Consider the following 22,070-nt stretch of genomic DNA (forward strand, 5'->3'; position numbering starts at 1 on the left):
TCGCAAGGCCGATGAAGGCGTGAGCCTCCATCGGCCTTTTTGCATCAGGCGGCCATGGCGAAGTCTTGAGGCGCATCCTGAATGCCGACCAGGCCCACATCGGCTGCGGCGAAGGTCGCCGGGTCCTGATGCGCCACACCGGCCGCGGCCAGTTGATCGAAGGTGGAATTGACCGACAGGCTTGGGTCGATGTCCTTGAGCAAGGTATCGATGGCCGAGGCCAATGCCGAACTGTCACCGCTCATCAGGCCGTACACGATTTTATGCACCTGGCCGTCACGGCCTTCGGACTGCAGGCTCGACAGGCCCAGGTTGGTGAAGCTGACTTCCTGGTTGGCGATGGTGTAGCCACCGCTGCTTGCGCCACCGGCCAGGGTGTCGCCCAGGGTCAAAGCGTCGAGAGAACCCCACAGCGTGTGGGTCGGCGGATTGAACAGGGTGTAATGCAGGCTGCCTTCGGCGACCACGGCGGCATCGCTGACACTGCTCGAAACGCCGTATTGAGTGCCGTCGAACGGCCCAGGATTGAAACCACCGGTGTTCACACCCTCTTTGACCGAACCTTCACGGTGGTTGAGATCACCGAAGTAGGCCGACCAATCGCTCAGGTACTGGGCGACGGTGCTAGCGGCGTAGGTCGTACTGTATGAAATAGAAATGCTCATGCAAAACTCCAAGTCATGGGGTGGTCACTCCGCAGCAAGCCGGTGCCTGCTGTGGTTTTGCCCGTCACTGGGCAAAAGCGGTCAAAACTGATATTCAACGGTGCCCTGCAAGGTGCGCCCACGCCCCAGGGTGAAGGCCAGCACATCGCCCAGCGGCACCAGGTAGGCGCGGTCGGTGACGTTTTCCATGGCCAGGCGCAGGGTCAGTTGGTCGGTAGCGCGATAGCTGCCATACAGGTCGTAGACGGTGTACGGCTTCCAGTCGGCGGGGTAGACGCCGGTTTGCGAAGTGGTCACCCCGGCGCCGCCCTTGACGTAGTAACCGGCGCTGTAGCGGGCGCGGACGCCCACGTCCAGCTTGCGTTCGAAGAACCGCGCGCCCAGGGTCGCGGTGCCGCGGTCCATGGGCATGTGTTCGGAGGAGCCCAGGATCGCGCTGCAGCCCACGCCGGCATTGGCCGCGTCGTCCGGCACCATCGCATCCACCGGCGCCCGGTTGCCTGGGCGCTTCTGGGTCTTGGTCACCCCGCCCAGCCAGGCGGTCTTGCTACAGAATTTGTTGCTGCCGAGCATGCGCGTGTAGTTGAACTGGCCGTAGGCAAACCCGGCGTCGTAATCGAGCTGGTATTCGAGGCCACGAAAACGTGTGGTCTCCAGGTTGTTCACATACGCTGCACTGCCGATATTGACGTTGCCATAACCGGGCGGCTGTACGCCCAGGGCCATATAGGAAAAGTCATCGACCCGGGTGTTGAAGTAGGACACCTTCATGCCCACGCGATCCTCGGCGAACAGCAGGTCTTCCTTGAGCACATTGAAGCCGACTTCCCACGCGGTGGATCGCTCCGGCTTGAGGTAGGGGTTGGGCAGAATCGACTCCGAACCACCGCCATGGGGCCGACCGCTGACCATGGTTTCGGTCACCGCCGGCGGGCGCCAGCCCTTGCCGTAGGTGGCGAACAGTTGCAGCCAATCCACACCTGGCTTGATCGACAGGCCGAAGGTCGGCGAGAAACGGCCTTCTTCGCGATCCACGTCGTAGTTCACCGGCACGCCGATCTGACGGGTGGTGCCGATGATGAATGTGCGGGTGTTCAAGCCGGTTTCGCCGCGCAGCCGATAGCGGTCATAGCGCAAGCCGGCGTTGAGGTTCAGCCAACCGTCGTAATCGAAATCCAGGCGCCCGAACACGCTGCCCATCGCACGGTCGCCCTTGGGCGTGATGCTCTCGGCCGCCGAGGCCTTGACCGCAGAGCCGGCTTCGACCGCCTGGTTGGAGTCCGGGCGCACCTTGTCGTAGAAAAACTCCAGCCCGTAGTTGGCCTTGAGTGCGGCCAGCTCCGTCAGGGCAAAGGTCGAAATGTTCTGCGCCTGCAAGCCGTAGGTATTGGTTTGATAGGTGACGTCATAAGCCTTGTTGATACCCCGGGCCAGGGTGGATTGGTCATTGCGGGTGTCCACGTAGTAGAGCTTGGCCTTGAAGTCGATCAGCGGGTTGTCTGGCGTATAGCTGTAATCCAGCGCGACGTTCTGCGCCCTGACATCGCTGCTGCCAAGTTTCTCCCATAACTGCGCCTTTTCGGCGGTCATCATGTTGACGTCGTCGTAGTCGACGTCGGTGGCCAGGTAACTCAGTTGCAAACGCTGGTCAGACGGCAGGTTCAGCCCCAGCTTGAGCAGGCGCGAACGCATCACCGAACCCGAATAGGCCACGGTGGTGTGCTTGATGCGCTCTTCACTGGCCGGCATGAACGCCGCGCCGGTACGCAACTCGCCAATGCTGCCCTTGGTTCCAGGGTTGTAATCGCCCAGGTGACGCTCACTGGCGGCCACCAGCATGTCCCACACATCGGTGCCCACGGCAAACGCCGAGCTGCCGATGAAATGGGTACCGTTGCTGCGCCCGCCCAACCCTGAGGTGAGGCGAATGCGCCCGCCGATTTCCTTGCCGCCCTTGAGCAGGTCAGCCGCCTCCACCGTACGAAAGTTGGCCACCCCGCCAATCACGCCCGCACCGCCCTGAGTGGAAGTCGCGCCCTTTTCGATCACGACTTCGGACAACAACTCAGGGTCAACATACAACGTGCCGTTGCGTTGCTGGTGACCGCTCTGCTGGTAATTCTGGCGCATGCCATCGACTGACATATTGACCCGGCCATAGTCCTGGATACCGCGGATATTCACGGACAGCCCTGGGTCTTGCTGGCTGACGGCGGAGTAGACCCCAGGCGCCTCTTCAAGCATCTCGGCGGCATGCCGGGGCGGGTTGCGGTCCAGCTGTTCGCGCCCGACCACGCTCACCGAGCGCGGGGTTGAATACACCCAGTCCTGCTGGTGCAGGCCAGTGACGGTAGTGGTCGCCAAGGCCAGGGCACCGGCCTGTTGCTCAACCCGGTTCAAGGTGACCTGGCGCTCCCCGGTAAAGCGGTATTCAACCGGCGCGGCACCCAGCAGGCGGCCAAGCCCTTCCTGCACGCCAAAACTGCCCTTGAGCGCGGTGCTGCTCAGGCCTTGCAGGCGTTGACTGTCGAACAGCACTTGCAGGCCGGCCTGGTCGGCAAAAGCCAGCACCGCACTGCCGAGGGATTGCGCAGGGATATCGAACCGCAGCACCGCGGATTGGGCAGTACCGGCCGCAGGTTCCACGGCATGGACCGGCGCGGCGACGGCCAATAACCCCAGGTGTATGGCCAGGGCCAACCGACTGCCGGTGATACGCCCCTTGGTGAGTGCTGACATGTGTGTGATCCCTGCGCTGAGCGTTTTTTGTTTATGCGAATGCTTCTCACCTAGCAAGACGTGCGAGGCGCTGGAAGTCAGTAATATTTTTTTGCAGGAGCGAGCTTGCTCGCGAAGAACGTCAACGAAAACGCGGTGCCCTTGGGTTTTCGCGAGCAAGCTCGCGCCTACAAGGGCAGCGGTTTTAAAGGGGAAAGATCAGTAGATCAGGCTGAGGCCGGCCAGGTCCAAGCGTTGCACTTGAAGCTCCTGGGTCAAGGTACCGAGGGCAGTGTCGAGCATGTCGAGGCGGAATACGCCGCTGACTTCACGCTCGCCCAACGCCGGATTGGTCAATACCACACGACCGGGGCGGTAACGGTTGAGTTGCTCGATAACCTTGGCCAACGGCTGCCGGTCGAAGATCAACATACCGCGCCGCCAACTGGTGGCGCGATCAACATCAAGCTGAGCAAGGCTGACCACACCGTCCTGTGGGCTGTAACGCGCAGCCTGGCCTTGCTCGACGATACGCTTGGCCGTGCCATTTTCCGGTGAAGCCTGCACTGACACCTCGACGCTGTGCTGCAACACGCCGACCCAGGCTTGACTGTCACCCTCGCGCTCGACCACAAACCGCGTGCCCAATGCCCGGGTCTGGCCCGCGGCGCTGCGCACCACGAAGGGCCGGGTCTCTTCGCCCGCCATTGGCGCCACGTCAAATACCGCTGAGCCCTGGAGCAGGCTGATGCCCCGCTGTACCCCATCGTAATCCAGGCGAATAGCACTGGCGGAATCGAGCTCCACGGTACTGCCGTCGGCCAGGTGCACCGTGCGCACTTCACCTTTGCCCGTGACGTAGTCGGCCTGCATGCGCAGCACTACATCCGGCCCGCGCATCCAGCCGGCACCCGCTACCACTGCGACCAGCGCCGCGGCGGCCACACGCTGCCACGGCCTTCGGCGCTTGGAACGGCGTACGGGGGCGACCACTGCGGCTGGGCGCGGTCGATGCACAGGCTCGCCTATGTGCACGTCTCCCAGCGCCGCCCAGGTCTGCTCGGCAAAGCGCAGGGCCGCTTCGTGACGACTGTCGCGGGCGATCCATTGGCGCAACTCGGCCTGTTCCTGTTCGCTCAAGGCACCGGCGTGCAGGCGCACCGCCCACTCGGCCGCCTCCTCGGTAATGCTGTGCTGTTGCGGACCTTGGCTATTCACGTGTGAATCTCGAATTTTCGTTATGTAGACGCTGTGACGCCTGGCCTGGCGTTTTTCGGTAATTCATTCGTCGGATGGCTTCACCTCGCCTTCCTGCAAGCGCTGCATCACATACGCCAAGGCCTTGGCCAGATGCTTTTGCACGGAACTGTCGCTGATGTCCAGGTGCCGGGCGACCTGGGCGTGGGTCATGCCTTCGATACGGTTCAAGCGGAAAATCTGCTGGGTGCGCTCCGGCAACTCCGCCAGTGCCTGCTTCAATGCCTGTCGCTGTTGCTGCGCCATTGCCTGAGCCTCCAACCCGGCCACGTCATCTTCAATCTCGGCCAGCGCCTCGTGGGGCACGGTGTCAGTCTTGCGCCGTGCTTCCTGGCGAATATGGTCGATCAGCAGATTGCTCGCCGTTCGATAGAGATAGCCCTGGGAGTTGTCGATGCGCTCGCCGGCCGGCTTTTGCGCCAGGCGCAGAAAGCTCTCCTGCACCAGGTCTGCGGCCAATTGCGGGTCCCGTACCTTGCGGGCCAGATACCCGCGCAGCGTATCGGCATGCTTGAGAAACAAGCCCTTGAGATCCACGTCCGACAAACCGACTCCCTGGAATGTTAAGGAAACAGGCGGGCATCTTAAGCGTTGTCGAGAATGATTTTCAATTGATATCTAATCTGATTGCCTTGGCTGTGGCGTTGATTAACGGTTCGATAATCGAACAGATCCGCCGCCAACAATTGACCCAATTAACCATCCAGTACATTTTGTCTCCACAACCAATAAGAAACTGTGGAGAACCCTCTATGCCGTCCATCGTGCTGGTGCTCAACGGCCCCAACCTCAACCTGCTCGGCACCCGCGAGCCCGCCACTTATGGTCACGAGACCCTGGCCGATATCGCTGCCCTGTGTGGCCGCAGCGCAGACAAGCTCGGGCTGAAAATCGAGTTTCGCCAGACCAACCATGAGGGCGAACTGCTCGACTGGATCCACGGCGCCCGCGCCCGCTGCGCCGGTATCGTGATCAACCCGGCAGCCTGGACCCACACCTCGGTCGCGATCCGCGATGCACTGGTGGCAAGTGAACTGCCAGTGATCGAAGTGCATTTATCCAACGTGCATGCCCGCGAGGCGTTTCGTCATCACTCGTTTGTATCCCCTATCGCCCAGGCGGTGCTGGCCGGGTTTGGCAGCCACGGCTACCACCTGGCCCTGGAGCATTTCAGCCATACGCTGAAGGGATGCGCTTGATGAAACCACGCATTCTCGCCGGCCTGATCGGCGCCGGTATCCAGGCCTCCCGCACCCCGGCCTTGCATGAAGAGGAAGGCGACGCCCAGGGCTTGCGCTATCTGTATCGACTGATTGACCTTGAGCCGCTGCACTTGGACCTCAACGCCCTGCCCGATCTGCTGCGGGCCGCCGAGTTGATGCACTTCAACGGGCTGAACATCACCTACCCGTGCAAGCAGGCGATCCTGCCGTTGCTCGATGACTTATCCGACGAGGCCAGAGGCATTGGTGCAGTCAACACGGTGGTGTTCAAGCACGGTAAACGGATCGGCCACAACACCGACTGCCTGGGGTTCGCTGAAGGGTTTCGCCGCAATTTGCATGACGTCGCCCGTCGGCACGTGGTGCAGATGGGTGCCGGCGGCGCAGGGGCGGCGGTGAGCCATGCGCTGCTGGCAGAAGGCGTTGAGCGCCTGAGCATTTTCGACGTGGACGCCTCCCGCGCCCGCGACCTTGTGGATAACCTTGCGCAGCGTTTCGGCCCCGGTCGCGCCCAGGTCGGCACTCATCTGGAAAATGCGATGGCCGAGGCCGATGGGTTAGTGAATACCACGCCGATGGGCATGACCAAGCTGCCCGGAACACCGGTGCCAGCTGCGTTGTTGCGTACAGAATTGTGGGTGGCTGAGATCGTATATTTCCCACTGGAAACCGAGCTGCTGCGCGATGCCCGCGCCTTGGGCTGCCGTACCCTGGATGGCGGCAATATGGCGGTGTTTCAGGCGGTGAAGGCGTTTGAGTTATTCAGCGGCCAAGTGCCGGATGTGCAACGCATGCTGGCGCACTTCCAGAGCATGAACACCTCACTGTAGAAACTGGAGCAAAGTGTGGGAGGGGCGGTGCCCCTCCCACATTGACTGCATGTCTACCTTGAAAGTTGTGTGTTTTCAGGCCTGCAAGTAGCGCAACACCGACTCGCAAATCATCTCCCGATGCCGCTGCTTGATCGCCTCATCCGACAGTTCTATCTGGAAAATCTCACTGAAGGTATGCCGGTTGGACACTCGGTAGAAGCTGAACGAATTGATCAGCAGGTGCACGTCCAACGGCTCTAGCCCTTCGCGAAACAACCCCAATTCGGCGCCACGGCGCAAGGTCTCACCCAACCCCTCAAGAATCTTGCTGTTCATCGCCTTGATGGTGTCGGTGCGTTTGACGTACTCGGCGTTGTGGATATTTTCGATGCTGACGATGCGCACGAAATCCACGTTCTGGTCGTGGTGATCAAACGTGAACTCCACCAGCCGGCGAATCGCCTCACGCGGCTCCAGGGCGGTGAGGTTCATGCGGGTCTCGGTGTTGCGGATATCACCGTAGAGCTTCTCCAGCACCTCGACGTACAACTGCTCCTTGCTGCCGAAGTAGTAATAGATCATGCGCTTGGAGGTGTGGATGCGCTCGGCGATGGCATCCACGCGGGCACCGGCCAGGCCCTGCTGAACAAACTCGACAATGGCTTCCTGGAGAATATTCTCGCGGGTCTTTTCCGGGTTGTTCTTACGACTCTTACGCGGTGCGTCTGACACCGCGGGAAGATCGGGACTCGAGGTCATGGGGCGCTCACAGCCATTGTTGTGCAGGCGCTGATTATGGGCCGCGGCGCTCCCCGAAGGAAGCACCGTACGGGCGGTTATAAACGCGCCTGGCGCACCGCACCGCTGCGTGCCTTGGCCATCGCGGCCAAACGCACGGCCACGTTGGCTGCGCCATAGCCGGCATAGCCGTTCTTGCGCTGGATGATCTCGAAGAAAAACCGCCCTTCGAACGGCTCGGTGTACACATGAAACAACTCACCGCCCAGGGTGTCGCGATCGTACAGCACGTTGTAGTACGCCAACTCGCTGAGAAACTCATCGTCAAAATCGAAGCGTGCTGCCAAGTCGTCGTAATAGTTGAGCGGAATATCCAGCAACGGCACCCCGGCCTCCTTCGCCCGACGCACCTCGGCGAAAATATCCGCGCAATCGAAGGCAATGTGATGCACCCCCGAACCCCGATAGCTTGAGAGTGCGTGGGAAATCGCGGTGTTGCGGTTTTCGGAAATATTCAACGGCAGGCGGATCGAGCTGCAACGGCTGCGCAACGCACGGCTTTTCACCAGGCCGTAGGGGTCGGGCAACACCACTTCGTCATCGGCTTCGAAATCCAGCAGGCTCTTGTAGAACAGCACCCAACTGTCGAGGCTGTCGGCCGGCAAAGCCATGGCCATATGGTCGATGCGCAGCAGGCCGCCGCTGGCGACAGAGGCCGGTTGCAGGTTGAAATCAGTGTCGTAGAGCCCGCCTTCACTGGGGTCGACCAGGTAAATCAGGCTGCCATCCGGCGCACGTACTGCGGCTAATTCCAGCTCGTTGGGGCCGACCAGGCCGCGATACGGCTGCCCCTTGAAGGCCACCGCCCGCTCCAGGGCCTTGGCGCTGTCTTTGACCCGAATCGCCGTGGCACACAAGGAAGGGCCATGGGCCTCGAAAAAATTGTGGGCAAAAGAATAAGGCTCGCAGTTGAGGATCAGGTTGATGTCGCCTTGGCGCAGCAGGCTCACATGCTTGGAGCGATGCTGACCGGCCTTGGCGAAACCCAAACGCTGCAGCCAATGGGTGAGCTTGGCGCCAAGGCTTTCATCCACGGCAAACTCCAGGAATTCGATGCCGTCGTATTCACTGGCCGCCGGGGTTTCAAACAGGATGTCGACGGGCTGGGTGGGCTGCTCCTCGGCCAGGCGCTGGCGGGTTTTCTCTTCCAGATACAACAGCGAACGCAAGCCATCTGCCGCATTCGCACGGGTCGGCGCGGCGCGAAAGCCGTCGTTGAAAATCTCCAGGGACAATGGCCCGGTGTAGCCGCTCTGGATAATCGGTGCCAGAAAACCGGCCAGGTCAAACTCACCCTGGCCCGGGAAGCAACGGAAATGCCGGCTCCACTCCAGCACATCCATGGCCAGGATCGGCGCGTCAGCCATTTGCACAAAAAAGATCTTGTCGCCCGGGATCTGGGCGATGCCGCTCGGGTCGCCCTTGAGCGACAGCGTGTGAAAACTATCGAGCAGCACACCAAGGCTCGGGTGGTCGACCTGGCGCACCAGGTTCCACACCTGCTGCCAGGTGTTCACATGCTTGCCCCAGGCCAACGCTTCATAACCGATGCGCAGGCCACGCTTGCCGGCATGTTCGGCCAGCAGGCCCAGGTCATCGAGTAAAATATTTTCGTCGCCCACACAATCGGCCGATGCATTGCTGCACACCAACACCAGGTCGGTGCCCAGTTCATGCATCAGGTCAAACTTGCGCTCGGCGCGTTCCAGGTTGCGGGCCAGGCGGTCGCGGCGGCAACCTTCGAAGTCGCGAAACGGCTGGAACAGGGTGATGGCGATGCCCAGGTCAGCGCACATCTGCCTAACTTCCCGGGGGCTGCCGTCGTAATACAACAAGTCGTTCTCGAAGATTTCCACCCCATCAAACCCGGCGGCGGCAATGGCTTCGAGCTTTTCCGGCAAGGTGCCGCTCAACGAAACAGTGGCAATGGAACGCTGCATGGATGACTCCCGGCGATTATTGTTTGTGGCAAATTATTCGCCCCCAGGCTACACGCAGCAATTAAAATGTACGAACCGGTTAGTTTTTGGTGCGATTATCGAACACTATGCCCCTTTGGCGAATTGACGACTTTTTAACCACTGCGCACCATCGACCAGGCAATTCGTTCAAGTAACAAGACCCAGAACACACCATAAAAATTTCAAAAAACGGGTACGACCTCATGCCTCTGCAAAACCCAACCCTGGCCGCGCGCCCGGGCAACCCGCACGCCGGCATCGGCGACAAGATCCGCGGCGCCCTGGCCGTGGGTAAAACGCGCTGGGGCATGCTGGCCCTGGTGTTCTTCGCTACCACTCTGAACTACATCGACCGCGCCGCCCTCGGCGTCATGCAGCCGATCCTCGCCAAGGAAATGAGCTGGACGGCGATGGACTACGCCAACATCAACTTCTGGTTCCAGGTCGGCTACGCCATCGGCTTTGTACTGCAAGGCCGATTGATCGACCGGGTCGGCGTCAAGCGCGTGTTCTTCTGCGCCGTGCTGTTGTGGAGCCTGGCCACCGGCGCCCACGGCCTGGCCACCTCGGCGGTGGGCTTTATGGTCTGCCGGTTTATCCTCGGGCTGACCGAAGCCGCCAACTACCCGGCCTGCGTCAAGACCACCCGGCTGTGGTTCCCCGCCGGCGAGCGTGCGGTCGCCACCGGTATCTTCAACGCCGGCACCAACGTCGGCGCGATGATGACGCCAATGCTGCTGCCGCTGATCCTGCACGTGTGGGGCTGGCAGGCAGCGTTCCTGTGCATGTCGGCACTCGGCGGCATCTGGCTGTTGTTCTGGGGGCTGAAGTACTACAACCCGGAAGACCATCCCACCGTTAAACAATCCGAACTGGACTACGTGCAACAGCAAGTCGAGCCGGAACAACCCCGCGTGCCATTCAGCCGCATCCTGCGCATGCGCGGCACCTGGGCCTTCGCCCTCGCCTATTCGCTGACCGCACCGGTGTTCTGGTTCTACCTGTATTGGCTGCCGCCGTTCTTGAACCAGCAATACAACCTGGGCATCAACGTGACGCAGATGGGCATTCCGCTGATCATCATTTACCTGACAGCCGACTTCGGCAGCGTGGGGGGCGGGATTCTGTCGTCGTTCCTGATCGGCCGCGGGATGAACTCAATCAAGGCGCGGCTCTTGTCGATGCTGCTGTTCGCCTGCTGCATCGTCGGTGTGATCATGGCGGCCGGTTCCAGCCAGCTGTGGGTCGCGGTGTTTGCCATCTCCCTGGCCATCGGCGCGCACCAGGCCTGGACCGCCAACATCTGGAGCCTGGTGATGGACTACACGCCCAAGCACATGATGAGCACGGTGTTCGGTTTCGGCGGGATGTGCGCGGCCATTGGCGGCATGTTCATGACCCAGATCGTCGGTCATATCCTCACGGTGACCAATAACAACTACACCGTGCTGTTCACCCTGATCCCGGCGATGTACTTCATCGCGCTGGTATGGATGTACTTCATGGCGCCGCGCAAGATTCCGACGATAAACGTCTAATCAACGCCGCCGCTGCTGCCAGGCAGCGGCCAACCCGCTCATGCAGATCACCCCGATGCCGACCACCGTGGTTGTATCGGGGGTATGACTGAACACCAGCCAGCCCAACAACCCCGCGAACACGATCTGGCAATAACCGAACGGCGCCAGCAAGGCCGGCGCCGCGAAGCGGAACGCCTGGGTGAGCATCAGGTGCGCGGTCATCCCGCAGGTCCCCAGCGCCAGCATCAATACAGCGTGCCACAGGCTCGGCACCTGCCAGAAGAACGGCACCATGGCGCTCATCACCAAGGTATTGCACAACCCGGCGAAGAAGTTGCTGGTGGTGGGCGTATCGAACTTACTGAGGATGCGCGTAAGCAGTTGGTAGAAGCAGAAGAACGTCGCCGAACACAAGGGCAACAGTACCGCCGGCGTGAACAGTTCGCCGCCGGGATGAATGATCACCAGCACCCCGATAAAGCCGCAAATCACCGCCAGCCATTGACCGCGTGTGACGTGCTCACCCAGCAGCGGCACCGACAGCGCCGTCACCAGGATCGGCGCGAGAAAGTTAACCGCCGTGGCTTCGGCCAACGGGATGTAATGCAGCGCCGCGGTGAAAAACAAGCTGGTGCCCAACAGGCACAAGGCGCGCACCACCTGCATGCCCGGCCGCTTGCTGCGCAGCACGCGCAAGCCCGATTGCGGCAGGAAGATCCCGGCCATCAGCAAGGTGTGCACCAGATAGCGCGCCCACACCACCATCACGATGGGGTAGAACCCGGCCAGGTATTTGGACAAAGCGTCATGGCTGGAGAACAGGAACGTCGCCAGCACAATCAGCAGAATACCTTTGAAAGGATGGTTGACGCCGGAAAGCGGGGTACTGACAGTCATGGAATTCTCTTGCGTGGCGAGTTCAACGCGGTAGCACTCAACCGAGTAATCTAGCAGCCGGGCATGGGTCTGCCCCAAGAGCATAACCAAACAGTGGGCGAACAGCGCACTAAATCACCGCAATCGAGTCCAACCCTGCACGCTCGCCCCGGCGTTGCACACTTTTTAATCAAGGCCTTGCCGCTATGAAAAAAATCTTCTTTGTTCTGTCTGCTGTCGCCCTGCTTACCGCCTGCGATAAAGCCAAGGAAGCGCCCAAACCTGCGCCACCCTCTGTACAGGCGACCCTGGTGCCGGAAACGCCCCCGACCGATCAATGGGTCGGCAAGTGGATCGGCGTCGAAGGCTTGAACCTGACCATTGCCAAGGACGACAGCGTTGGCCGCGGTCACTACCTGCTCACCATGCAATACGGCCTCGATGCCGATGCCTCCGGCACCTTCAAAGGTGAAGCCGCCGAAGACGGCATCGCCTTCACCCGCCCCGACGGCCCACACCTGTTGCGCGCCGGCGACGGTGCCGCCACCGGCCTGAAATGGCTGGCGGATAAAAAAGACTGCCTGATCGTCGCCACCGGCGAAGGCTATTGCCGTTAATACCGACCATAATCACTCACGGTTAGCACACAGAGGATTGCTCCCATGCTATGGAAAAAAGGCCGACGCAGCGACAACGTGGTGGATGCCCGCGATGACAGTGGTGGTGGCGGTGGCGGCATGCGCTTTGGCGGCGGCAAGGGCCTGAGCCTGACGGCGATCGTGTTGATCGTGGGCATTGGCTGGTTGACCGGCCAGGACCCGATGCAGATCCTCGGCCAGTTGAGCGGCCAGATGGAGCAGGCACCGTCGGTCAGCACCCAGCCACGCCAAGCGCCGCCGGCCAACGACCAGCAGGCCGATTTCGTACGCGCCGTGCTGGGCGACACCGAAGACACCTGGGGCCAGGTGTTCCAGGAAAACGGCCTGGCCTACAAGAACCCGAAGCTGATCCTGTTCCGTGCCCGGGTGAACTCGGCCTGTGGCGGCGCCACCTCCGCCAGCGGCCCGTTCTATTGCCCGGCTGACCAACAGGTGTACCTGGACCTGGATTTCTTCCGGGAAATGTCCCAGCGCTTCCAGGCATCCGGCGAATTCGCCCAGGCTTATGTGATCGCCCACGAAGTCGGGCACCACGTGCAAACGCTGTTGGGCATCTCGTCCAAGATCCAGGCGGCGCGCCAGCAGGGCCGGCAGATGGAAGGCGATGGCGGCCTGTTGGTACGCCAGGAACTGCAAGCCGACTGCTTTGCGGGGGTATGGGCCAACCGCGCACAGAAACGCCTGAACTGGCTGGAACCGGGCGATATCGAAGCGGCACTGAACGCGGCCAACGCCATTGGCGATGACCGTTTGCAGCAACAGGGCCAAGGGCGCGTGGTGCCGGACTCGTTTACCCACGGCACCTCGGCCCAGCGCGTGCGCTGGTTCAAGACCGGCTTTGCCCAGGGCCAGATCACTCAATGCGATACCTTCGCGGCCAAGAGTCTCTAAATGATCAAACGATTGGGGTTACTGCTGGGTGTGCTCGTGTCCTGTTGCACCTTCGCGGCTGAACACGGCGTCAAGGTGATCAGCCCCGATCGCTTTCATCTGGAGGCCGGCGACCTCAGCCTGGGCATGAGCCAGGACTGGCGCCAGCCGCTGCCCAAGGTCACTCGCGCACTGATCATCGTGCATGGCCGCCTGCGCAATGCGCAGACCTACCTGCAAAGCGGCATCAACGCGGCCGAGCATGCCGGGGTGGGCGGCACTACGCTGGTGATCGCACCGCAGTTCCTCAATCAAGCCGACGTGAAGCGCAACCACCTGGGCCACGAGGTAGTGCGCTGGAAGGGTAACGACTGGATGGCCGGCGAAGCGTCCACCGGCCCAGGGCAGATCAGCTCTTATGGCGCTCTGGACCAGATCATCAAGCACTTGGGCAACCGCAAACTGTTCCCGGCACTGAAAGAAATCGTGGTCGCCGGGCATTCCGGGGGCGGCCAAGTGGTGCAGCGCTTCGCCCTCACCGGCCACGACCACCCGTTGCTGAACACCGAGGGCATCCGCCTGCGGTATGTGGTGGCTAACCCGTCGTCCTATGCGTACTTCAGCCCGCAACGCCCGGTGACGTTCGACATCGCCAATTGCCCAGGCTTCAACGACTGGAAGTACGGCATGCAAAACCTGCCGGATTACGTGGGTGACCGAGGTGCCCAGCAACTGGAACAAGACTACGTCTCACGCGACATCACTTACCTGTTGGGCCAGCAGGACACCGACCCCAACCATCCGGCATTGGATAAAAGTTGCGAAGCCGAAACCCAGGGTGCGTATCGGCTGCTTCGTGGCCACAACTACTTTGACTACATCAAGCAGCGGCATCCGCAGTTGGACCACCGGCTGGTAGAAGTGCCGGGGGTGGGGCATGACGGGGACAAGATGTTTACCTCGCCAGAGGGAGAAAAGGTGCTGTTTGCCCAGTAGCACCTGAAGGGAACCCAATCAAAATGTGGGAGCTGGCTTGCCTGCGATGACGGACTGTCAGTTGATAGAGTGTCAGCTGACCCACCGCTATCGCAGGCAAGCCAGCTCCCACATTTGATCTCCGTCGCCTGGGTTAGATCATTCGACGCAGCGCCGCACAATCCTCGGCATGCCAATCCGCCAATTCCGGCCAAGGGTTCTCCGGCAAGTTCACCAACACCGTCCTGGTGCCCGCTGCCCGGCCACAATCCAGGTCAAAGCGATAATCTCCTACCATCACCATTTCACGGGGTGCTACGTCCCAAGCCGCCGCCAGTTTCAACAAACCACCCGGATCAGGTTTGTGCGGCGCATCATCACGCCCCAGCACATCCTCGATGGCAAAGCAGTCCGCCAGGCCAATCGCTTCCAGGGTGATATACGCCAACTCCCGCGCATTGCGGGTCAGGATACCCAGGCGATAACCGCGTCCGGCCAACTCACGCACCAGTTCCACCGCGCCTTGTGCCGCGACCGAACCGAGTGCCAGCTCGCGTTCATGCTCCAGTAGCCAGGCATGCTTGGCCGCTGCCTCCGGCGCCGGCAATGCCGCCAGGTGCGTGAGGATGTCGTCTTCGGGCGCAATGTCCAGCGCCACGCGGATGGCCGCAAAGTCATGCACTGCTACGGTGAGGGTGCCGTCCATGTCGAACACCCAGTGCTTAACGTCCGACAGGCTCATGCCCAGTCCTTGCGATGGCGGATCAAACCTTCCTGGGTCACCGAGGCCACCAGTTGCCCGGCGCGGTTGTACACGCTGCCACGGGAAAAGCCCCGGGAGTTGCCGGCCCACGGGCTATCCATGGCATACAGCAACCAGTCATCGGCGCGCAGGTCAGCGTGAAACCACAGCGCGTGGTCGAGACTGGCGACCTGCATGTCTTTCTGCCACACGGTCTTGCCATGGGGCAGCAACGAGGTGGTCAACAGGCCGAAGTCCGAGGCGTAGGCCAGCAGGTACTTATGCAGCGCCGGCGCGTCCGCCAGGGCGCCGTCGGCACGAAACCACACGTATTTGACCGGGTCGGACGGCTGCGGGTTGAACGGGTCTTTTTCGGTGACCGGGCGCACTTCGATAGGCTTGGGGCATAGCAACTTGTCGCGCATGTGCTCGGGGATCAGGTGCGCACGCTGCTTGGTCAGCTCCAGCTCCGAGGGCAGGTTTTCCGGGCCGACCACCACCGGCATGGTGGTCTGGTGATCGAAGCCTTGTTCGTCGTACTGGAACGAGGTGGTGCACGTAAAGATCGGGTTACCCTTCTGGATCGCCGTTACCCGCCGAGTGCTGAAACTGCCGCCGTCGCGTACGCGGTCCACCGAATACACCACCGGCAAGGCTGCATCGCCAGGGCGCAGGAAATAACCGTGCAGGGAATGCACATGTCGCGCTTCTTCCACCGTCTGGCTGGCCGCCGACAGCGACTGGCCGAGCACCTGGCCGCCGAACAACTGGCGAAAGCCCAGGTCCTGGCTGCGACCGCGAAAGAGGTTTTCCTCGATCGGTTCCAGGGTCAGCAAGTCCACCAGATCTTCCAATACTTGGCTCATAGAGCAACTCCTGCAATCAATAGGGCATTCCGGGCTGCTTATCCGTGCAGCGTGTCCAACCATTGGGCGCGGGTGATGCGGTACAAAACATGGGGGCGCAGCGGGTCATCGGCTGCGACCTTGGGGTGTTCAAAATCTGCCTGCGGATCGTAATGCATACCGATGGCCTGCATGACTTTTTGTGAGGGCAGATTGGCTTGCGTGGTGAAGGCCACAATCTCATCCAGTTGCAAGCGGTCGAAGCCGCAACGCAACGCGGTCCATGCAGCTTCACTGGCGTAGCCCAGGCCCCAGTGTTCGCGGGCCAGGCGCCAGCCGATTTCCACCGCAGGGGTAAAGCCGGCTTCGAAGCTGACATTCTGCAGCCCGGTCAGGCCGATAAATTCGCCGGTATCCTTGCGCTGCAAGGCCCAGAAACCGAAGCCGTATTCCGCAAAATGCCCGCGAATGCGGCCGATCAAGGCGGCGCTTTCCAGATGACTCAACCTGGCCGGAAAATAGCGCATCACTTGCGGGTCGGCGCACATGCGCGCAAAGTCCGGCAGGTCGCTGTCGCGCCATTGGCGCATCAGCAGGCGTGCACTTTCCAATTGCAATATCGGCTCCATGGGTCCCCCTCCCTTGCCATGTGCGTGAGTGTACAGCGCTGTTAAGATCCTTCGCAGGTTCCCGTCAGAAAATCCCATGCCCTTGCCATTGATCTACCACGAAGACTACAGCCCTGAGTTCCCGGCAGACCACCGGTTCCCCATGGACAAGTTTCGCCTGCTGCGCGACCACTTGGTGGACACTGGCTTGACCCAAGACAGTCAATTGTTGCGCCCGCAATTGTGCCCGGCGGACATCCTGGCCCTGGCCCATGAACCTGGGTATATCGACCGCTACATGAGCGGCCAATTATCCCGCGAAGATCAGCGTCGCCTCGGCCTGCCCTGGAGCGAAGCCCTGGCGCGGCGTACGGTGCGTGCGGTGGGCGGCTCGATACTGGCGGCTGAACAAGCCCTTGAACATGGCCTGGCCTGCCATTTGGCCGGCGGCACCCACCACGCCCACTACGATTATCCAGCAGGTTTTTGCATCTTCAATGACCTGGCGGTCATCAGCCACTACCTGCTGGCCAGCGGCCGGGTCAATCGCGTATTGATCTTCGATTGCGACGTGCATCAGGGCGACGGCACCGCGCGCATCCTCCAAGACACGCCGGATGCCGTCACCGTATCGCTGCACTGCGAAAAGAACTTCCCGGCACGCAAGGCCCAGAGTGATTGGGACATCCCGCTGCCCATGGACATGGGCGATGCCGACTACCTCAAGGTGGTGGACGACACGCTCAACTACCTGTTGCCGCTCTACCAGCCCGACCTGGTGCTGTACGACGCCGGCGTGGACGTGCACAAAGATGACGCCCTCGGTTACCTCAAGCTGACGGATGAGGGCGTCGCCGCCCGTGATGAAAGCGTGATGCGCCATTGCCTGGGTCGCGACATTCCGGTGATGGGCGTGATCGGCGGCGGCTACAGCAAGGACCGCCTGGCCCTCGCCCGCCGCCACGGCATCCTGCACCACAGCGCCCAGCGGGTATGGACGTCATCAGGTTGTCACTGAACTGTGGGCGTTACCCACAATGCCTGTGGAACGGCCTGTGGATAACTTGAGCGTAAGCGCCTGCAAGCTAGCAGCCGCATGGCCTGTAGAAAAGTGTACGTTTTTTGATCATGCAGCTGCGCCGTCGTCGGGTAGAATGCTCGGCCTATTCAAGCGACCGTAGCCCTGCCATGCCTCAGACCTCTTCTCACCACGTCATCATTATTGGCGGCGGCCCCGCCGGGCTGATGGCCGCTGAGGTCTTGAGCCAGGCAGGGGTGCGGGTGGACCTGTACGACGGCATGCCATCGGTGGGGCGCAAATTCCTGCTGGCCGGTGTGGGCGGGATGAACATCACCCACTCCGAGGGCTATCCGGCGTTTGTCTCTCGCTACGCCGAACGCGCGCCGCATATGGCACCGTTGCTGCGGGCGTTCGGGGCCCAAGCGTTGTGCGAATGGATTCATGGCCTGGGCATCGAAACCTTTATCGGCACCTCCGGGCGGGTGTTTCCAACCGACATGAAAGCCGCTCCCCTGCTGCGAGCCTGGCTAAAACGCTTGCGCGATCAGGGCGTGGTTATCCACACGCGCCATCGTTGGCTCGGCTGGAACGCAGAAGGCGGTTTACTTATCCACAGCCCGGACGGCGACAAAGTTGTCCACAGCGATGCGGTGTTACTAGCCCTGGGCGGCGGCAGTTGGTCGCGCCTGGGCTCTGATGGTGCCTGGCTCAAGCTGCTGGAAGACAAAGGCGTACCCTATGTGCGCTTGCAACCGAGTAACTGCGGTTTCGACGTGTCGACCTGGAGTGAGTTGCTGGTCAGCAAATTCGCTGGTGCGCCGTTGAAAAACGTCGCCATTGGCCTGGCCGACGACCCGCTTCGTCTGGGTGAATGCGTGATCACCGCCACCGGCATCGAAGGCAGTTTGATTTACGCGTTGTCGGCGCCGATTCGTGAAGCGATCAATCGCAACGGTTCGGCCACGGTGCATATCGACCTGCTGCCGAGCAAGCCGCTGGACAAGGTGCAGGCGGCATTGGCCAAGCCGCGGGGCTCGCGGTCGATGAGCAAGCATTTGCACAGTCAGTTGGGCTTGGACGGGGTCAAGGCGGCGCTGTTGCGCGAGTTGGCGCCGACTGAACATTTCAATGATCCGGCGCAATTGGCTGTGGATATCAAGGCGCTGCCGCTGACGTTAGTGAAGACCCGCCCAATGGATGAAGCGATCAGCACTGCTGGCGGCGTGCCCTTTGAAGCATTGGATGAACGACTGATGCTCAAGCAAGTGCCCGGCGTGTTTTGTGCGGGGGAAATGCTCGATTGGGAAGCGCCGACCGGTGGGTACTTACTGACCGGATGTTTTGCCAGCGGTCGGGCGGCTGGGCGTGGTGCTCTGGAATGGTTGAAACACCCACGGTAGACGCGCCTGCTCGTCTACCGTGACCCAACTTTAAAAGCGGGTTACATGCAACCTCAAGACTCAAATCGCTTGCGCATCCGGGTACTTCTGCTCAAACCCTTCCTGTTCCCTTCGTAAGAAGTCGTCACCTTCTGGCAGGGTTACCGACAGTGCGTCTATGTACGTGCGGTGCGCCGTTTCAAGCCCTAAGGGTTGGTCTGTCAAGCTCTCCTGCTCGGCTTTGAAGCCACGACTGAGGGCTAGCCCCTTCTCCTGGCTCTTATATTCAACCTCTTTGATAACCTGCTTGAGCGACAAGGTTTCGTGAGCATTGACACCGACATGATGCTGCTGCAAAGAAGCCAATTCTTTATACAGCTTGATTTGGTGCGCATACGCCTCAGGTTGGGTTTTTTTAATATCGGTCAGCTCTTTCTCCAGCGCGCTGATACGCGCCTCATGACTCCTCTCTGACGCGGCAGCAGTGTCTTTATGCGTTTGCGCTGCGCGCCTCATGTACTGCCCGAATGTTTCCTCTCCCGGCTTGAAGGATAGCGATGCAAAAGAAGCCGCAAATTCCATATCAATTACCTCCACTCAAAGGCTGCTGATTAACGGTCAGTTTCCTGACGCCTACCTGAGTGGTGTTCGAGCGTTTTTGAGTTCAGTTTTACCACGCGGAAAAATTTACAAGAAGATTCCTTCCGCAGTGAACGGGATTGCCCCGCCCACTCTGTGCGCCAACCCTTATAAAACCTTTACTTCTTCTTGCGCGGCCCGGTATTGAACACTGGCACCTTGCGCACCGGTTTGATCGAGGGCTCGGCCGGCGCCACTTCACCACTGTCCACCCACTTGCCCAGGTTGCGCTTACCGCCACCACCAGACGTCTTAGGTTTCTTCGGTTTCTTCGGCTTCTTCACCACCTGTCCGCTGGCATCGGTGTCCGGCACGCGGTGCTCGGGTTCAAAATCCGGCTCCATCTTGCGGGTCAAGGTCTGGCGGGTCAGCATTTCGATGGCCGAGAGCATGTTCACCTCGTCGGCGCACACCAGGGAAATCGCCTCGCCGGTGTTGCCCGCGCGCCCCGTACGGCCGATACGGTGGATGTAGTCCTCGGCCACGATCGGCAGATCGAAATTGACCACCAGCGGCAGATCTTCGATATCCAGGCCACGGGCTGCCACGTCGGTGGCGACCAGGATCTGCACCTCGCTGGCCTTGAAGCGGTCCAGCGCGCGTTGGCGGGTGGCCTGGGGCTTGTCGCCATGGATGCCGTCGGCATTGATGCCCAGGCCCTGCAACTTGTCCACCAGTGCGTCAACGCCGTTGCGGGTCTTGGCGAACACCAGCACCTGCTTCCAGCGGCCTTTGCGCATCAGGTGCACGAACAGCTCGGCCTTGCGCTTCTTGTCCACCGGCACCACCCACTGCTTGACGGTGTTGGCGGCGACGTTGCGCGGGCTCACTTCGATGCTCAGCGGGTCGTTGAGCATCTGCCCGGCGAGCAGGCGGATGTCGTCGGAAAAGGTCGCGGAGAACAGCAAGGTCTGGCGCTTTTTCGGCAGCATCCGATAAATATTGGCAAGCTCTTCGGAGAAGCCCAGGTCGAGCATGCGGTCGGCTTCGTCGAGCACCAGGGTTTGCAGCTGATTGAGCTTCAGCGCGTTCTGGCGGAACAGGTCGATCAGGCGGCCAGGGGTGGCGACCAGGATGTCGACGCCCTTGCGCAGCTTCATCATCTGCGGGTTGATGCTCACGCCGCCGTACACCGCGTAAGTGGTCAGCGGCAGGTGCTTGGCGTACTCGGCGACGCTGGCGTGAACCTGCTCGGCCAGTTCGCGGGTCGGGCACAGGATCAGCGCGCGCGCCGAGTTGGCGGCGACTTTCGGCCCTTCCATGGTCAGCAATTGCAGCAGCGGCAAGGCGAAGCCTGCGGTCTTGCCGGTGCCGGTCTGGGCCGCGGCCATCAGGTCGCGACCGGCCAGCACCGCCGGAATGGCTTGCGCCTGCACCGGCGTCGGGGTCTGGTAGCCAAGCGTCTCAAGGGCGCGCAGCAGGGGTTCGATCAGGCCAAGGGTGGCGAAAGTCATGTGTTTACCGTAGGAAAAATTCAGCGCAAAGGCGTAATGCGCGGCAGTTTACCTTATTTCCGCCTTGGGCTTGCGCCACTGGGGCAGGCTGATCAGCAGCACGGCGCTGATGATTACCAGCATCGCCAGGGCTTCTTCCAGGCCGATGGTCTCGCCAACGAACACAATCCCCAGCAACACCGCCACAGCCGGGTTCACATAGGCATAGCTGGTCGCCGCCGCCGGGCGTACGTGCTTGAGCAGATACATATAGGCGTTGAAGGCGATGATCGAGCCGAACACCGTCAGGTAGGCCAGCGCCAGCCAGCCTTCCAGCGGCGGCATGGCCTGCAGGTGCTCGCCCGACAGCGCGCTGACGATCAGCAGCGCCACGCCGGCCACGAGCATTTCTGCGGCACTGGCCATGGCGCCTTGGGGCAGCGGCAAGTGTCGGCTCCATACCGAACCGAAGGCCCAGGAGGCCGCCGCCGCCAATAGCAAGACCGCACCCAATGGGCTCGATTGCAGGGTACTGCCCATATTGAGCATGGCAATCCCGATGATGCCCAGGATCACTCCGGCCCATTCCAGTCGCGTATTACGTGCGCCCCAGAAAAAACCACACAGCAGGGTGAACAGCGGCACGGTGGCCACGGCCAGTGCCGCCACGCCGGACGACACCCCCATATGTTCGGCCACACTGACGCCGCCATTGCCCACGGTCAGCAACAAAATGCCGATCATCCCGGCCGCCTTCCACTGCGGCCATGTCGGTGCTGGCACCCCGCGCCACCGGAGGAAGCCATACATCAACACGCCTGCCGTGCAAAACCGAATGCCCGCCAGCAACAGCGGCGGCCAATACTCCACGCCGATACGGATCACCAGGTAGGTGGAACCCCAGATCACATACAAGGCAAAAAAGGCGGCGATCAACGGTAAGGGAAAACGACGTGGGCCAGGCATTGGGTGGCTCTATGGCAGGAGATGGGAGGCTTATTCTAGAAAGGCAGGTGGTTAAACATAAGTTACAAAACCTGTTTAAACCGCCCATACACTTTTCAAAACA

At 61.1% G+C, this 22,070-nt stretch carries 21 protein-coding genes; 8 read left to right on the forward strand and 13 right to left on the reverse strand.

Annotated elements, in window-relative coordinates; translation table 11 throughout:
• Positions 1–44: 44 nt before the first annotated feature.
• The 4 genes from TU73_RS14595 to TU73_RS14610 form a co-directional block, all read right to left on the reverse strand.
• On the reverse strand, positions 45–665 hold the full coding sequence (locus tag TU73_RS14595; RefSeq protein ID WP_057012826.1) for a heme acquisition protein HasA: 621 nt from the start codon (positions 663–665) through the stop codon (positions 45–47).
• Between the two features lie 81 nt (positions 666–746).
• A complete protein-coding gene (locus TU73_RS14600; RefSeq protein ID WP_057012827.1) occupies positions 747–3,404 on the reverse strand; it encodes a TonB-dependent receptor in 2,658 nt (885 codons plus the stop codon).
• Positions 3,405–3,602: 198 nt separating this feature from the next.
• Positions 3,603–4,601, reverse strand: a complete 999-nt coding sequence (locus TU73_RS14605) for a FecR family protein (protein ID WP_057012828.1) — start codon at positions 4,599–4,601, stop codon at positions 3,603–3,605.
• A 63-nt stretch (positions 4,602–4,664) separates the two neighbouring features.
• Positions 4,665–5,186 carry an RNA polymerase sigma factor gene (locus TU73_RS14610; protein ID WP_057012829.1) on the reverse strand — a complete coding sequence of 174 codons (522 nt, stop codon included), beginning with the start codon at positions 5,184–5,186 and terminating at the stop codon, positions 4,665–4,667.
• A 206-nt stretch (positions 5,187–5,392) separates the two neighbouring features.
• On the opposite strand from TU73_RS14610, the gene aroQ reads away from it, so the two are divergent.
• Together aroQ and TU73_RS14620 are read left to right on the forward strand one after the other, a co-directional pair.
• Entirely contained in the window at positions 5,393–5,839 is a 447-nt protein-coding gene (gene aroQ, locus TU73_RS14615; RefSeq protein WP_057012830.1) for a type II 3-dehydroquinate dehydratase, read from the forward strand.
• Positions 5,839–6,693 (forward strand): shikimate dehydrogenase, encoded by an 855-nt coding sequence (locus TU73_RS14620; protein ID WP_057012911.1) that lies wholly within the window; start codon positions 5,839–5,841, stop codon positions 6,691–6,693. The genes aroQ and TU73_RS14620 overlap by 1 nt, the downstream gene beginning before the upstream one ends.
• A gap of 75 nt (positions 6,694–6,768) precedes the next feature.
• Here TU73_RS14620 and TU73_RS14625 read toward each other — a convergent pair whose 3' ends face one another.
• A complete protein-coding gene (locus TU73_RS14625) occupies positions 6,769–7,434 on the reverse strand; it encodes a TetR/AcrR family transcriptional regulator (protein ID WP_057012831.1) in 666 nt (221 codons plus the stop codon).
• Between the two features lie 77 nt (positions 7,435–7,511).
• On the reverse strand, positions 7,512–9,413 hold the full coding sequence (gene quiC / locus TU73_RS14630; RefSeq protein ID WP_057012832.1) for a 3-dehydroshikimate dehydratase QuiC: 1,902 nt from the start codon (positions 9,411–9,413) through the stop codon (positions 7,512–7,514).
• 224 nt (positions 9,414–9,637) lie between these two features.
• On the opposite strand from quiC, the gene TU73_RS14635 reads away from it, so the two are divergent.
• Positions 9,638–10,972, forward strand: coding sequence for an MFS transporter (locus TU73_RS14635; protein WP_057012833.1), 1,335 nt, complete (start codon positions 9,638–9,640; stop codon positions 10,970–10,972).
• On the opposite strand, the gene TU73_RS14640 is transcribed toward TU73_RS14635, so the two are convergent.
• Positions 10,973–11,851 carry a DMT family transporter gene (locus tag TU73_RS14640; protein WP_057012834.1) on the reverse strand — a complete coding sequence of 293 codons (879 nt, stop codon included), beginning with the start codon at positions 11,849–11,851 and terminating at the stop codon, positions 10,973–10,975.
• A gap of 185 nt (positions 11,852–12,036) precedes the next feature.
• On the opposite strand from TU73_RS14640, the gene TU73_RS14645 reads away from it, so the two are divergent.
• From TU73_RS14645 to TU73_RS14655, 3 genes are read left to right on the forward strand one after another with little or no spacing between them, the layout of a single operon-like run.
• Positions 12,037–12,447, forward strand: coding sequence for a membrane lipoprotein lipid attachment site-containing protein (locus TU73_RS14645; protein ID WP_046069625.1), 411 nt, complete (start codon positions 12,037–12,039; stop codon positions 12,445–12,447).
• Positions 12,448–12,492: 45 nt separating this feature from the next.
• The gene (gene ypfJ / locus TU73_RS14650) at positions 12,493–13,380 is read left to right on the forward strand and encodes a KPN_02809 family neutral zinc metallopeptidase (RefSeq protein WP_057012835.1); all 888 of its coding nucleotides are present in this window, start codon (positions 12,493–12,495) and stop codon (positions 13,378–13,380) included.
• Positions 13,381–14,355: a hypothetical protein gene (locus TU73_RS14655; RefSeq protein ID WP_057012836.1), complete on the forward strand. Its 975-nt coding sequence runs from the start codon at positions 13,381–13,383 to the stop codon at positions 14,353–14,355.
• Between the two features lie 133 nt (positions 14,356–14,488).
• On the opposite strand, the gene TU73_RS14660 is transcribed toward TU73_RS14655, so the two are convergent.
• The 3 genes from TU73_RS14660 to TU73_RS14670 are packed head-to-tail and all read right to left on the reverse strand — an operon-like array spanning position 14,489 to position 16,550.
• Positions 14,489–15,076: an HAD family hydrolase gene (locus TU73_RS14660; protein ID WP_057012837.1), complete on the reverse strand. Its 588-nt coding sequence runs from the start codon at positions 15,074–15,076 to the stop codon at positions 14,489–14,491.
• Entirely contained in the window at positions 15,073–15,942 is an 870-nt protein-coding gene (gene tesB, locus TU73_RS14665) for an acyl-CoA thioesterase II (protein ID WP_057012838.1), read from the reverse strand. Before tesB ends, TU73_RS14660 begins: the two co-directional genes overlap by 4 nt.
• A 38-nt stretch (positions 15,943–15,980) precedes the next feature.
• Positions 15,981–16,550: a GNAT family N-acetyltransferase gene (locus tag TU73_RS14670; RefSeq protein WP_046069629.1), complete on the reverse strand. Its 570-nt coding sequence runs from the start codon at positions 16,548–16,550 to the stop codon at positions 15,981–15,983.
• 76 nt (positions 16,551–16,626) lie between these two features.
• Between TU73_RS14670 and TU73_RS14675 the strand changes: the two genes are divergently transcribed.
• Positions 16,627–17,547: a histone deacetylase family protein gene (locus tag TU73_RS14675; protein WP_057012839.1), complete on the forward strand. Its 921-nt coding sequence runs from the start codon at positions 16,627–16,629 to the stop codon at positions 17,545–17,547.
• 170 nt (positions 17,548–17,717) lie between these two features.
• Positions 17,718–18,950, forward strand: a complete 1,233-nt coding sequence (locus TU73_RS14680) for a TIGR03862 family flavoprotein (protein ID WP_057012840.1) — start codon at positions 17,718–17,720, stop codon at positions 18,948–18,950.
• Between the two features lie 60 nt (positions 18,951–19,010).
• On the opposite strand, the gene TU73_RS14685 is transcribed toward TU73_RS14680, so the two are convergent.
• The 3 genes from TU73_RS14685 to yedA form a co-directional block, all read right to left on the reverse strand.
• The gene (locus TU73_RS14685) at positions 19,011–19,511 is read right to left on the reverse strand and encodes a hypothetical protein (protein WP_057012841.1); all 501 of its coding nucleotides are present in this window, start codon (positions 19,509–19,511) and stop codon (positions 19,011–19,013) included.
• Positions 19,512–19,687: 176 nt separating this feature from the next.
• Entirely contained in the window at positions 19,688–21,022 is a 1,335-nt protein-coding gene (gene rhlE1 / locus TU73_RS14690) for an RNA helicase RhlE1 (RefSeq protein WP_057012842.1), read from the reverse strand.
• 48 nt (positions 21,023–21,070) lie between these two features.
• Complete coding sequence (gene yedA, locus TU73_RS14695; protein ID WP_057012843.1) at positions 21,071–21,967, reverse strand: drug/metabolite exporter YedA; 897 nt, start codon at positions 21,965–21,967, stop codon at positions 21,071–21,073.
• Positions 21,968–22,070: the final 103 nt, after the last annotated feature.

Origin of the sequence: Pseudomonas libanensis (genome assembly GCF_001439685.1) — a bacterium.
GTDB lineage: Bacteria > Pseudomonadota > Gammaproteobacteria > Pseudomonadales > Pseudomonadaceae > Aquipseudomonas > Aquipseudomonas libanensis.

Coding starts and splice junctions, on each gene's coding strand:
- TU73_RS14645 (WP_046069625.1), top strand. CDS start 12,037: ATGAAAAAAATCTTCTTTGTTCTGTCTGCTGTCGCCCTGCTTACCGCC.
- TU73_RS14595 (WP_057012826.1), bottom strand. CDS start 665: ATGAGCATTTCTATTTCATACAGTACGACCTACGCCGCTAGCACCGTC.
- aroQ (WP_057012830.1), top strand. CDS start 5,393: ATGCCGTCCATCGTGCTGGTGCTCAACGGCCCCAACCTCAACCTGCTC.
- TU73_RS14680 (WP_057012840.1), top strand. CDS start 17,718: ATGCCTCAGACCTCTTCTCACCACGTCATCATTATTGGCGGCGGCCCC.
- tesB (WP_057012838.1), bottom strand. CDS start 15,942: ATGAGCCAAGTATTGGAAGATCTGGTGGACTTGCTGACCCTGGAACCG.
- TU73_RS14685 (WP_057012841.1), bottom strand. CDS start 19,511: ATGGAATTTGCGGCTTCTTTTGCATCGCTATCCTTCAAGCCGGGAGAG.
- TU73_RS14655 (WP_057012836.1), top strand. CDS start 13,381: ATGATCAAACGATTGGGGTTACTGCTGGGTGTGCTCGTGTCCTGTTGC.
- TU73_RS14675 (WP_057012839.1), top strand. CDS start 16,627: ATGCCCTTGCCATTGATCTACCACGAAGACTACAGCCCTGAGTTCCCG.
- TU73_RS14600 (WP_057012827.1), bottom strand. CDS start 3,404: ATGTCAGCACTCACCAAGGGGCGTATCACCGGCAGTCGGTTGGCCCTG.
- TU73_RS14670 (WP_046069629.1), bottom strand. CDS start 16,550: ATGGAGCCGATATTGCAATTGGAAAGTGCACGCCTGCTGATGCGCCAA.
- ypfJ (WP_057012835.1), top strand. CDS start 12,493: ATGCTATGGAAAAAAGGCCGACGCAGCGACAACGTGGTGGATGCCCGC.
- yedA (WP_057012843.1), bottom strand. CDS start 21,967: ATGCCTGGCCCACGTCGTTTTCCCTTACCGTTGATCGCCGCCTTTTTT.
- TU73_RS14620 (WP_057012911.1), top strand. CDS start 5,839: ATGAAACCACGCATTCTCGCCGGCCTGATCGGCGCCGGTATCCAGGCC.
- TU73_RS14660 (WP_057012837.1), bottom strand. CDS start 15,076: ATGAGCCTGTCGGACGTTAAGCACTGGGTGTTCGACATGGACGGCACC.
- rhlE1 (WP_057012842.1), bottom strand. CDS start 21,022: ATGACTTTCGCCACCCTTGGCCTGATCGAACCCCTGCTGCGCGCCCTT.
- TU73_RS14625 (WP_057012831.1), bottom strand. CDS start 7,434: ATGACCTCGAGTCCCGATCTTCCCGCGGTGTCAGACGCACCGCGTAAG.
- TU73_RS14640 (WP_057012834.1), bottom strand. CDS start 11,851: ATGACTGTCAGTACCCCGCTTTCCGGCGTCAACCATCCTTTCAAAGGT.
- quiC (WP_057012832.1), bottom strand. CDS start 9,413: ATGCAGCGTTCCATTGCCACTGTTTCGTTGAGCGGCACCTTGCCGGAA.
- TU73_RS14635 (WP_057012833.1), top strand. CDS start 9,638: ATGCCTCTGCAAAACCCAACCCTGGCCGCGCGCCCGGGCAACCCGCAC.